Genomic DNA, 12,760 nt, shown 5'->3' on the forward strand with positions numbered 1-12,760 from the left:
GGTTTCCTTCCCTCTGTGGGTCTCACAGTCCGATGGCGGCGGCCACCGCGGTGACGTGCGGGGCGCGCACGATGCCGTAGTGGGTGGCGGGCAGTTCGTGCCAGTGGCTCGGTTCGGGCAGCAGGGTTCGCCAGCCGCCGCGGTCGGCCACCGGCAGGCCGGGTTCGGGTTCGGCGGCAAGCCAGACGTGGCTGGGGGTCGCGCCCAGGCGGGGCAGTTCGTGCCCGGCCATGCTGCGCAGGTTGGCCCGGCACGCGCGGGCGAGCCTTCGCACGTGCTCGCCGGCGGTCCCGCCGGAGGCGCCCAGCTCGCGCTCGAACACCGTCTCCAGTTGCGCGTCGCTGTAGTCCGCCGCGCTCGCGCCGGGTGGCGGCGGGTCGATGAGGTGCAGGGCCCGCACCGGCTGCCCGGCCGCCTCGGCTTCGGCGGCCATGCCGGCCGCGACCCAGGCGCCGAACGACCACCCGGCCAGCTGCTTTTCCCTGCCGGGGAAGCGTTTTTCCAGCGCCGCGTGGTAGCGGCGGGCGCGGTCCGTGATGGACCATCCCGGAGGTTCCGGCCGGCTCAACGCGGGGTCGGCGATCACGCAGACGCCGAGTTCGGGCGGGAGGGCCGCGACGAGCGGGCGGTAGGCGTGGACGTCCCCGCCGACCGGATGGACGAGGCAGAGGACTTCTGCGGTCGTCCCTTCGCGCCAGACCTGCACCTCGACGTCGCCGGTGCCGGCGGCTTCGGAGAGCTTGGCCAGCAACGCGGCCATCGTCACCTCCGGGCCGAGCCAGGCGAGGTCGAGGTCGACGCCGTAGAGGCGTTTCACCGAGTCGACGACGTCCAGCAGGGTCAGGGAGTCGGCACCGAGGTCGTAGAGCGGCACGTCCGGATCGAGTTCGGCGACGCCCAGGAGAGCGCGGACCTCCTCGGTCAGGTCCGCTTCGGCCGGCTTCGCCGCCCTTGGCTGGGCTTCGCGTTCGTGGAACGCCCGGGCGTTGTCGAGTCCGGTCGTCGCGACCAGGAGCTGCGGCAGGCCTGGTGCCAGTGCGCGGGCGAAGGTGCGCCGGCCTTCGTCGTCGCTCAGGCCGACGGCCAGGTGGGCTTGGTGCCGGGCGTCGGTTTCCAGGGCCGTGACGGCCATGCCGCTGTCGCGCCAGACGTCCCAGCCGATCGAGAGCCGGAGGGTCGGGCCGGCGCGGTGGGCGAGGGCGTCGAGGAACCCGTTGGCGGCGGCGTAGTCGAGCTGGCCGGTGCCGCCGAACTGCGCGGACAGCGACGAGCAGTAGACGGCGAGCTTGGGCTGGTGCCGTTCGATCAGTTCTTCCACGAGCAGAGCGCCGGCGAGCTTGACGTCTTGGGTGCCTTCGCCGCGGGTGGCGATCAGGCCGCCGGTCGGTGCCCCGGCCGCGTGGACGATCCCGGTGAGCGGGGCCGGGATCTCCTCGGCGGTGATCTTCGTGAGGTCGGCGGCGAGGAGGTCGACGCGGTCCGCCCACGGCTTGAGCGTGTCGGGCAGTCGTGGGTTGCGGGCCAGCAGGATGACGCGGCCGGTGGTGCGGGTCAGCAGTTCTTCGGCGACGGCGGTCCCGACGCCGCCCGTGCCGCCGAGGACGAGGTAGGTGCCGTCGGCCGGCGCTTCGGGCTCTCCGGTTTCGACCGGTGCGGTGTCCTGCGTCCACCAGAACCCGCTGCGGCGGGCGACCCGCTGCGGCGGGGTGGGGCCGGTGAGCAGGTCGGCGGTGTGGTCCAGGTCGGGGTGGTCGAGGTCGACCCAATGCCCGCGCAGGCCACTTTCCTGGGGGCCGACGGCGGTGATCCCGGCGAGCAGCCCGGCTTCGGGTCGCGTGACGGCGCTGTTCGCGGGCGCGGCCCCGGCGGAGAGCCACCAGGTCCGGAGTGGACGGTCATGGGCGGCTCGGAGGAGCGCGGCCGGGGTGTCGAGGCAGGCCCATTTCGCTCGGTTCAGGGACTTGTCGCCGACGGGGCCGGTGATGCCGAGGGGGAGGGTGTGGAGCCAGTCGATTTCGGTGTCCGGCAGGGAGTCCAGGACCTGGCGGAGGTGTGTCGAGTCGGCGGGGTCGGCTTCGAAAGTGTCGGGGCTTCGGCGGGCGAAGCGCTCGGCGGCGTGGACTCGGACGACGCGCGAGTAGGCGGCGTCGAGGGCAGGGGCGGTGAGCGGTCCTTCGCCGGAGATGACGAGGACGCGATCGGTCCTGCGGTCGGCGGCCGTCGCCCGGCGGAGCCGGACCCAGGTGGGCTGGTGCAGCCACTCGCCTTCGGGGCGCCGCGCGACGGCGGACTTCCGCGGGAAGTCGAAGTCGCGGGTGGCGAAGGCGGGCGGCGGAAAGTCCCACGGCGCGGGGGCGGGGGTCTGGCCCCAGTCGACGGGATGGCCGGCGAGCCAGGCAGCAGCCAGCTCGGCCGGCTCTGATGACGTGAATGACTCATTCATGTCGCCAGATGACATGAATGACTCATTCATGTCGTCGACAGAGCCGATGTCGACACCCGCACCGACCTCCCGCGGCTCAGCCGCGCGCAACCACTCGACCGCCGCAGCCGCGTCCTCGCAGGCCACCGCCAGACGCCAAGCCCCCTCCGGCCGCCCCGACTGCAAGTGCCGCAGCACGTCCACATAGGACTCCGGATGCGCCGCCAGATACGCGGCCACCCGGCCCGCTTCCAACCGCAACGCCTCCGCACTACGCGCCGAAAGCACCAAGCACCGCACCGGATCCGGCCGCGCCGGCGGCACCGGACGGACCGACTCCAGCACCACGTGGGCGTTGGTCCCCCCGATGCCGAAGCTGCTCACCCCCGCCACCCGCGGCCCGGCCGGCCACGGTTCGGCGGCCGTCGGCACCCGGAACGGCCCCAGCTCCAGCGCCGGGTTCGCGGCCCGGAAATCCACCGTCGGCGGCACCACCCCGTGGTGCACCGCCAGCGTCGCGCGGATCAGCCCCACCACGCCCGCCGCCGCGCCCAGGTGGCCGATTTGGCTCTTCACCGACGAAAGCGCGCACGCGGAGACGTCCGGCATCGCCTCGCGCAGGGCCGCCACCTCGATCGGGTCGCCGAGGCGGGTTCCCGTGCCGTGCGTCTCCACGTAGCCGACGTCCGCACCCGACCGCCCGGCCCGCCGCAGCGCCGCGCGGATGGCCGCCCGCTGCCCGGCCGGGGACGGGGCGCTGTACCCCTGCTTCACCGCGCCGTCGTTGGTCAGCGCCGAGCCGGTGATCACCGAGTACACCGTGTCGCCGTCCCGGCGGGCCGCCGAAAGCGGCTTCAGCACCACCACGCCGACGCCGCTGCCGCCCACCGTGCCGTCCGCGTCGTCGCTGAACGGCCGGCAGTGCCCGTCCGCCGAGAAGATGTGCTGCGGCCGGTACCGGTACCCCTCGGCCAGGGTGACGTCGACGAGCACGCCGCCCGCCAGCATCACCCCCGCCTCGCCGCCGCGCAGCATCGCCGCCGCCTGGTGGACGGCCACCAGCGAGCTCGAGCACGCCGTCTGCGTCGTCAGCGCCGGACCGGTCAGGTCCAGGTGGTAGGCCACCTTCGTCGCCAGGAAGTCCTTCTCGTGGTGCAGGGCCAGCTGGAAGCCGTCCGGCAGCGCGGCCGGGTCGGCTTCGCGCAGCAGCTGCTGGAAGTACGTGTTCTCCCCGCAGCCCGCGATCAGCCCGACGCCGGCCCCCGACGTGATCCCGGCGTGGGAAAGGGCCTCCACGCACGTCATCAGCAACTGCCGCTGCTGCGGGTCCATCAGCGCCGCGTCCCGGTGGCTGACGCCGAAGTACGACGGGTCGAACGCCAGCGGGTCGTCCAGGAGGCTGCGCGCGCCGACCAGGCCCTCGGCCGCCGCGAACTCCTCGATACCCCGGCGACCCGAGACGACCGAGTCCCAGAACGCCGCCAGGTCCCGCGCGCCGGGCAGCCGCACCGCCATGCCGACGACGGCCACCGGCTCGTCGGCCGCGAGCCGGGAGGCCGACGTCGCCGCGGCCGGCCCGCTCTCGAGGTGCCGCGTCAGGTCCCGGAGGGTGACGTGCTCGAAGAGGTCCGCCACGGTGAACCGGTAGCCCGCTTCCGCGCACCGCAGGTGGAACCGCATCAGCGACAACGAACTGGCGCCGGCGGCGAAGAACGTCTCGTCGGGACCGATCGGCGCGCCGGTCACCTCCTCGAACAGCGCCGCCAGCTCGCTCGACGGCCGGGTGGCCGTCCGGTGCAGATCCGTCCCCGCCGTCCGGGGAGCGGCGTCCCGGTCGAGCTTCCCGCTGGGCGTACGCGGCAACGCGGCCACGACGCGGAAGCGGTCCACCCGCGCGTGCGGCGGCAGCAGCGGCACCAGGAAGTCCGCCAGTTCGGCCGCGGACGGCGTCCGGCGGCACTCCAGGAACGCGGCCGGCCGGTCACCCTGGACCGTGACGACCGCGTTGACGACGTCGGGGTGCCGCAGCAGCGCCGCTTCGACCTGCCCCAGTTCGAGGCGGTGCCCGCTGAGCTTGACCTGCCGGTCGGCGCGGCCGTCGAAGTGCAGCAGCCCGGCGCGGTCGAAGTGCGCGAGGTCGCCGCTGCGGTAGTACAGCTCCGGCAGTTCGGCGAACTTCTCCGGAGCCCCTTCGCCGAGGTAGCAGCGGTTCGCCGCGAGACCCCCGATGAGCAGCTCGCCGACCTGCCCGGGCGGCAGCGGCGCGCCCGTCGCGTCGGCGACGCGCAGGACCGCGTTGGCCACCGGGCGGCCGATGGCGGGCCGTTCGGGCCACGACGCCGGATCGCCGTCGAGCGTCAGCGCGCTGACGACGTGGGTTTCGGTCGGCCCGTAGTGGTTGTGCAGCCGCGCGCCGGGCAGCCCGGCGAACCAGCGGCGGATCGCCGGCGTGCACACCAGCTGCTCGCCGGCGGTGATCACGTCCCGCAGCCGCGCGGGGTACCGCCCGAGCCGGACGCCGTGCTCGGCCAGCAGTTGCAAAGCCACGTACGGCAGGAAAATCCGTTCGATCCCGGCCGTGTCCAGCTGCGCCAGCAACGCCGGGACGTCGTGCCGCCACTCCGGCCGGATCAGGTGCAGCCGGCCGCCGCCGCAGAGGGTCGTGAAGATCTCCTGGAACGACACGTCGAACGACAGCATCGAGAACTGCTGCGTCGCCGCGGGCGGGGCGTCCTGCCACTGCAGCAGGTTGGCCAGGGTGCGGTCCGGGACGCGCACACCCTTCGGCACGCCGGTCGAGCCCGACGTGAACAGCGTGTAGAGCGGCCGGCCGGCGCGCCGGGCCGGGACGTCCGGCACCGGCCCGTCGGTGAGCGTGACGAACCGCCGCTCGACGTCGGTCTCGAAGGTCTCGTCCGGGGCGAGCAGCACGCAGCGCGGCCGCACCCGCTCGAGCATCGCGCGCAGCAGCTCCGGCGGGTACGCGGGATCCAGCGGCACGGCGGTGATGTTCAGCCGGGCGAGCGCGAGCAGCGCGACGACGTGCTCGGCCGACGGCCGGAAGTACAACGCGATGTCGGTCGCGTCGGCCGGCAGGGTGGCCGCGAGCCGGGCCGCGTGCGCGTCCAGTTCGGCGTAGGTCAGCGTGGCGTCGCCGGTCAGCGCGGGGGCGTCGGGCGTCCGCGCGACCTGCCGCGCGAAGCCGTCGGCCACGGTTTCCCACGTCAGTTCCGCCACGGCAGCACGGCCGTGGTCACGGTGGTCCGGAGTCCGGGCGTCGCCGTGCAGGGCGCGCTCGAAGACGTCGCCGAGCGCCGCCGCATCGGCTTCGGTGAAGTGTCCTTCGCCGTATTCCCAAAGACAATCGAAGCCGTCCGGCCGTTCCACAACGGACAGCGTCAGTGCGCACTTCGCCTCGGCCGCTTCGATCCACTGTGGACTGACCGAGCAGCCGGGCAGCTGAAGCGCGCCGAAGTCGGTGTTCTCCAAGACGAACAGGTAGTCGAAGGCCGCGTACCCGGGGTCGAGGTCGGCGAACGCGACGTCCTGGTGGTCCAGGGCCGCCCCCGACGCTTCGCCGAGCCGCCGGAGCTGGGTGTCCAGTTCCTCGTCCGGGTCCACGGAAAGCGGCACCCGCACGGTGTTGGCGAACATCCCGACGCTGTCTTCGAACTCCCGCACCGGCCGGTTCGCCACCGGCGCGGCGATCCGGGGCCGGGTCCGCCCGGTCACCGCGTACAGGCTCCACGCGAACACGCCGAGCAGGAGCTGAAACCGGGTCAGGCCCAGCTCGCCGGCCCATTCGTCGACGCGCTCGCGGCCGATGCGCGTCGTGTGCAGCCGCCCGGCCAGCGATGCTTCACCGAGGGGCTCGGCGTCGTCGGACCGCTCGGTCAGCCGGTCGCGGTAGCCGGGGGAGGCGAACCAGCTGGCCTGCCAGGCGGCGAAGTCGAGGGGCGTGTGCGAGTCTCGCGGCGAGTCGCCGGACAGCTCCCGGAACAGGATGTTGAGCGACCAGCCGTCGACCGCGATGTGGTGCAGGCACAGCAGAAAGGTGCCGTCGGGACGCCAGGCCGCGCGCAGCAGCCGGCCCGAGGCCAGGTCGAACGGTGCCGTGAAGAAGTCCTCGCCGGGCTCGGTCCACGGGTCGTACGCCGGCTTCGCCACCTGCCGCAGGCCGTCGGGGGTGGCCTCGAACGCGGTGCGCAGCGCCGGGTGCCGCTCGACCAGGCCGCGCACGTCCCGGCGCAGCGCCTCGATGTCGGGGCCACCGGTGATCCGGAACGCGAGCGGCACGTGGTAGGCCGTGGACGCGGGATCGCGTTGCTGCACCAGCCAAAGCCGCTGCTGCTCACTGGTGGCGGGTGCGGTGGTCGCGGTGGTCGGCGCGCCCGGCTCCGGGTAGGCCGCGCGGCCCGCCCCCGCGATCGCCGCGGCGAGATCGGCGAAGGTGCCGCGTTGCACGACCGACGGCGCCAGGTCCACGCCCCAGCGTTCCCGGATCGCGAAGCGCAGCCGCAGCGCCTTGAGCGAGTCGCCCCCGGACCGCAGCCACGTGTCGCCGGGACGGAGATCCGGGACGTCGAGGGTTTCCGTGACGACGGCCAGGATCTCGCGCTCCCACGCCGTCGCTTCGCCGCCGGTGTCCGGTCGCCACGCCGGGAAGCCGCCGGCCAGGAGCGCGGTTTCGTCGACCTTGCCGTTGGCGTTGCGAGGCAGCTCGCCGACGCGGAAGACGTGGTGGGGCCGCATGTAAGCCGGCACGGTTTCGGCCAGGTGCGCTTCGAACGCGTCGAAGGACAGCTCGCCGGCCACGACGAAGGCGAGCAGCTCGGCGGTCGCGGCGCGGCGCACGGCCACGTGGACCTGCCGGATCTCCGGGTGCGCGAGGAGCCGCTGCTCCAGCTCGCCCGGCTCGATCCGGAACCCGCGGACCTTCACCTGGCGGTCGGTGCGCCCGACGTAGGCGTACCGACCGCCCGGCAGCACGCGGACCAGGTCGCCGGTGCGGTAGAAGCGCGCGCGGCCCTCGTCCAGCCACGGCAGCCGGACGAACCGCTGCCCGGTTTCCGCGGGCAGGCCGCGGTAGCCGAGCGCGACGCCGGCCCCCGAGATGTACAGCTCGGCGACCTCGCCTTCGGTGGCCACTCGCTCGTCCGTTTCGAAGACCGCGATCGCGCCGGTGCCCGGCAGCGGACGGCCGATCGGCACGACGTCGCCGTCGAAGCCGCGCGGGATGGCGTAGCTGAGCGCGAACGTCGTCGTTTCCGTCGGCCCGTAACCGTTCTGGAGCCGCGTCGGCGAATCCGGGTTGGCGCGGTACCAGCGGCGGATCAGCGGGGCGTTGAGCTGTTCGCCGCCGATGACGACCCGGCGCACGGTCGCGAAGCTGCCCGGCACGGTCTCGGCGACCGCGTTGAACAGCGTCGCGGTCACGAACATCGTGTCGATGCGCTCGCGCACGAGGGCATCGGCGAACGCTCGCGGGTCGCGGACGGTGTCGTCGTCGAGGATCACGCACGTGCCGCCGGTCAGCAGCGGGACCCACACCTCGAAGCTGATGGCGTCGAACGCGGGGTTGGCCAGGCAGGCGAACCGCGTGCCGATGTCGAGCCAGCCGGGTTCGGCCAGGCGCAGGACCCCGGCGTCGCGCACCTCGACGCCCTTGGGCCGGCCGGTCGTGCCGGAGGTGGAGAAGAGGAACGACGCCGGCGCGGGTTCGGCGGGCACTCCGACCTCGGTCGGCGTCAACTCGGGTAGCTCCTCGCAGACGACGACCGCGCCCGCGTCGGCGAGGATGGCGTCGCGGCGCGAGGGCGGGCTCTGCCGGTCCAGCGGGACGACCTGAGCGCCCAGGCGCAGCACGCCGAGCAGCACGAGGACGAGATCCGCCGACCGCGGCAGGGCGACGGCGACCGCGTCGCCCGGGCGGACTCCGCGGCGCGCCAACGACTCCGCGACCGCCGCGGCTCCCGCGTTCAGCTCGGCGTAGGTGAGCCGGCGGTCGCCGTCGGACACGGCGAGGGCGTCCGGGTGCCGCAGGGCCCGGTCGTGGACGCGGCGGGCGATCGACGTCATCGGGCCGCCAGCTCGGCCGAGATCAGCTTGGCGACCAGCGGCAACGCGGCACTCTCCAGCATGTCCCAATGCCCGCAGTCCGCGGGGACCACCTCGAACTCGCCACGGGCGCGGCGGCGCCAGAACTCCGCGCTGCCGGGGATCGTGTCCTCGCCGACGGCCTGCACGAACACCACTCGCGCCGCCGTCTCCCCGGGGTCGTGCTCGCGCGCGGTCAACCGGTTGTGGTTGTACGTGCGGTGGTAGCGCTCGATCTGCGCGTCCTCGATCCCGGGGTACATCCCGTTGAAGCGAACCAGTTTCTCGCGGAACTCGGCGGCCGGCACCGGTTCGATCGCGGCCTTCGCGGCCGGGTCGTCGGTGGCGTTCGTGTCGAGCAGGACGACGCTGACGCGCCCGGCGAGCCGGCGGCCCATCTCGTAGGCGACCAGCCCGCCGTACGACAGTCCACAAAGGACCAGCGTCTCGTCCGGTCGCGGGTCGACGAGCCGCAGGTACTCCTCGGCCATCGCCTCGACGCTCGGCAGCGGCTCCTCATCGGCGTTGAGCCCCGGGGACTGGATCCCGAGCACCCCGGCCTCCACGGGCAAGGCGGCGCTGAGCGGCAGGTAGCAGAACGCCGTCCCCCCGGCCGGGTGCACGCAGACGACGCGGGCTCGGCCGTCGCCTCGGCGGAACTCGATCAGGCTGCCGGTCTCGGGTGGACGGTCCGCGCGCAGCAGCGCGGCCTGCTGCTCGATGGTCGGGTGCAGGATGACGTCCCGGATCGGCAGCTCGCGGCCGAACTCCGCGCCGATCGCGTGGGCCAGCTTGATCGCCGAGATCGACGTGCCGCCGACGTCGAAGAAGCCGTCCGAGACGCCGATCGCGGGGTGCAGCAGCAGGTCGCGCCAGATGGCCAGCAGCGCCAGCTCGACGTGGTCGCGCGGGGCGGTGGTGTTGACGGTCGCGGGCGCGCTCGCCCGAGCGTGCGCCAGGACGGCGTCGCGGTCGAGCTTGCCGCTGCGGCTCAGGGGCAGCCGCTCGAACTCGGCGAACACCGACGGGATCATGTAGTCCGGCAGCCGGCCGGCCAGCGCGGCCCGCCACTCGTGCGGGGTCCGGCCGCCACCACCCGCGACGCCGGCGACGAGCCGCGGCTCGCCTTCGCGGTCCACCAGCACGGCGGCTTCCTTGACCCCGGGAACGGCGAGCAGCGCGGCTGTGACCTCGCCGGGCTCGATGCGGAACCCGCGCAGCTTGATCTGGTCGTCCCGGCGGCCGGCGTACTCGGCTTCGCCGCTCGGGAGCCACCTCGCGAGGTCCCCGGTGCGGTACATCCTCTCGCCGGGCGTGAACGGATCCGCGACGAACCGTTCGGCGGTCAGCCCGGGCCGGTGCAGGTAGCCGCGGGCCAGGCAGTCGCCGGCCAGGAAGACCTCACCGGCCACACCCGGCGGCACCGGTCGCAGCCGCTCGTCCAGCAGGTACAGCCGGGATCCGGGCAGCGGCCGCCCGATCGGCGCCGGCCGGTCCCGCGGCTGGGGGTCGAAGTACGCGGTGGCGTAGAGCGTCGCTTCGGTGGGTCCGTAGCCGAAGCAGATCCGCAGGCCGGGCCGGGCGGCGGCGAACCGGGCGAGCGCGGCCTCCGGCAGCGGTTCGACGCCGGTCAGCAGCTGGCGCAACGCGAGCCCTTCGACGCGCGTGGGATCTTCGTCGATCCATCGGACGTAGGCGGGTGGCAGGAAGGCCTGGACCACCCGGTGGTCCCGCAGCCACGCCATCAGCGCCGCGGGATCGGGCCGGACGTCCTCGGGGACGACGTGCAGCACGGCGCCGGTGGTCAGGGGGAGCAGCAGTTCGTGCACCGACGCGTCGAAGCCGATGCTCGACCACGCCGACGTCGCCTCACCGGGGGTCGCGCCGAAGCGGTCGAGCCACTGGTCGAACAGCGCGAGGACGCTGTGGTGGGTGACGGCGACGCCCTTGGGACGCCCGGTCGAGCCCGAGGTGTAGATGACGTAGGCCGTCTCGCCGGGGCTCGTCGCGACCGGTCGCCGGGTCTCGTCGCCTTCGGCTTCCAGCGCCGTGACGTCGTCTTCGAGGACCAGCACCGGGCGCGCGTCCTCGACCATCGCGGCCCGCCGCGCGGCCGGCTGCGCCGGGTCGAGCGGGAGGTAGGCGGCGCCGGTCTTCAGCACGCCGAGCACGGCCACCACCAGCTCGGCCGACCGTCCACTGAGGACGGCCACGACGTCGCCCGGCCCGGCTCGGAGGGCGTTCGCCAGCTTCGTGCTGCGGCGGTCCAGCTCGCGGTAGGTGAGGGTCCGGCCGTCGCAAACGAGCGCGGGCGCGTCCGGGGTGGCGTCGGCGTGGGTGGTGAACCGGTCGACCAGCCCGCCAGGACGCCGGCGCGGGCTCGGGCCGGTGCTCCAGGCGGTGAGGATTTCCCGGCGTTCGGCGTCGTCCAGCAGTTCGTAGCTCGCGATCGCGGCGCCGGGCCGCGTGGCCAGCTGGTCGAGCAGCCGGCCGAGGTAGCGGGCGTACCGCTCGGCGGTGGCGTGGTCGAAGAGAGCGACGGCGTAGTCGAGGTGCCCGTTGACGTCACCGTCCTCGTCGGCGAGGCCGAGGGCGAGGTCGAACTTCGCGGGCGCGTGCTCGACGTCGAGGGATTCGACGGTGACGCCCGGCAGCTCGAGGACGTCGTGCAGGGTCGGCACCCAGGCGACCATGGTCTGGAACAGCGGGGTGTGCGCCGGGCTGCGCGGCGGGTTGACCAGTTCGACGACCCGTTCGAACGGCAGCTCGACGTGGTCGATCGCGCCCCGCAGGGAGGCCCGGACCTGCTTGAGCAGCCCGGCACCGGTGGGCGAGCCGGCCAGTTCGGCGCGCACGGCGAGGGTGTTGACGAAGAAGCCGATGGTGTCGGGGTATTCGCCGCCGGTGCCCCGGTTGGCGGTCGGGACGCCGACAACGATGTCAGTTTGCGCGGAAAGCCGGGATAGGAGGATGAACCAGCAGGTCAGGATGGTGGAGTAGAGGGTGACCCCGTGCTCGCGCGCGACGGTCTTGAGCCGGGCGGTGAGGTCGGGCCCGAGCGAGACGGGCACCCGCGCGCCGCGGTGGTCCTGCCGGGGCGGACGCGGCCGATCGGCGGGTAAGTCGAGTACGGGTGGTACGCCGTCGAGCCGTTCCCGCCAGTACGCCTCGTGCGGCGCCGGGCCGGGTCCGGTCAGCCAGTCTTGCTGCGCTTTCGAGTGGTCCCGGTAGGGCCGCGCGGCCGGCAGGTCCGGGGTCGTACCGCTCAGTTGAGCGGCGTAGAGGAGCCCGAGTTCGCGCAGCAGCAGGGTCCGCGACCACCCGTCGAAGACGACGTGGTGCACGGTGATCAGCAGGACGTGCTCGCCGTCCGGGAACTGTCGGTGGTCCCCGGTAGCGTGGAAACCGGGGGGCGGCGCCCCAGCCCTGGTCAACAGCCGCGCCCGGGCGAGCGGGGCGCGCGTGAGGTCGAACGGCTCGGAAGCCTCGGCCCGCCGCAGTTCGTCTTCCGGCTTCCCGGTGACGTCCGTGACGGGGCAAGGAAAGCCGTGACCGGCGGGTTCGACGATTTGCACCGGCCGCCCGTCCTCGACGACGATCCGCGTGCGCAAGGCTTCATGCCGGTCGGCGAGGGCGTCGAAGGCCCGTTGGAGAGCTTCGCGGTCGAGGGGTCCCCGGAGGGCGAAGGCCATGGTCTCGTTGTAGGCGGGGCCGGCGCCGTCCAGCTGGGAGACGGTCCAAAGGCGCTGCTGGCCGGACGACAGCGGGGCGGACACTCGCATCGAGGACGGCCTTTCCTGGCGGGGCGGGCGAACGGGTACAGCGTCGTGCCGTCGCAGCCGAGGTCGGGGAAACGCTCTCTGTCTGTCCGGACAGTTAACACCACACCATCGGGTGATGACGAGGGGTGACGGAAGTTTGCCCGGAAGTCCCTTCCGGGGGTTCCCGGCCGTGCGGGTCGCCGGGGCGGGACGGGACCCGGCCGGGGGAGTCCACAGTGGACGGAGCAAGCGCGGGTGCGCCGGCCGCGGGATCCGGCCGGCCGAGCGGCGGACGGGTCCGCAGAGGCGAGTGGCCCCGTCACGCGGCGGCCCGGTGAGCGACTCTCTCGTCCTGAATGAGTCATTCAGGTCTTGGGAGGTCCTGAATGACTCATTCAGGACACGGGTCGGCGGCCCCCGCGAGACGCCGACCTCGCCTGCGGCGAGAACCCGCCGCCCACGAGGAACCCGCCACCGGCGC

The 12,760-nt window shown here is 73.7% G+C and carries 2 protein-coding genes; both read right to left on the minus strand.

Annotation, left to right across the window (positions count from 1 at the left end; genetic code table 11):
• Positions 1 to 22: 22 nt before the first annotated feature.
• Complete coding sequence (locus ACERZO_RS19095) at positions 23 to 8,500, minus strand: AMP-binding protein (RefSeq protein ID WP_372666034.1); 8,478 nt, start codon at positions 8,498 to 8,500, stop codon at positions 23 to 25.
• Positions 8,497 to 12,300 (minus strand): non-ribosomal peptide synthetase, encoded by a 3,804-nt coding sequence (locus ACERZO_RS19100; RefSeq protein ID WP_372666035.1) that lies wholly within the window; start codon positions 12,298 to 12,300, stop codon positions 8,497 to 8,499. Before ACERZO_RS19100 ends, ACERZO_RS19095 begins: the two co-directional genes overlap by 4 nt.
• Positions 12,301 to 12,760 lie beyond the last annotated feature (460 nt).

The sequence above is a fragment of the Amycolatopsis kentuckyensis genome, from assembly GCF_041679295.1.
Classification (GTDB): Bacteria; Actinomycetota; Actinomycetes; order Mycobacteriales; family Pseudonocardiaceae; genus Amycolatopsis; species Amycolatopsis kentuckyensis_A.

What these genes read in the sequence shown, in the direction of transcription:
- ACERZO_RS19095 (WP_372666034.1), bottom strand. Translation starts at nt 8,500, where the DNA reads ATGACGTCGATCGCCCGCCGCGTCCACGACCGGGCCCTGCGGCACCCG.
- ACERZO_RS19100 (WP_372666035.1), bottom strand. Translation starts at nt 12,300, where the DNA reads ATGCGAGTGTCCGCCCCGCTGTCGTCCGGCCAGCAGCGCCTTTGGACC.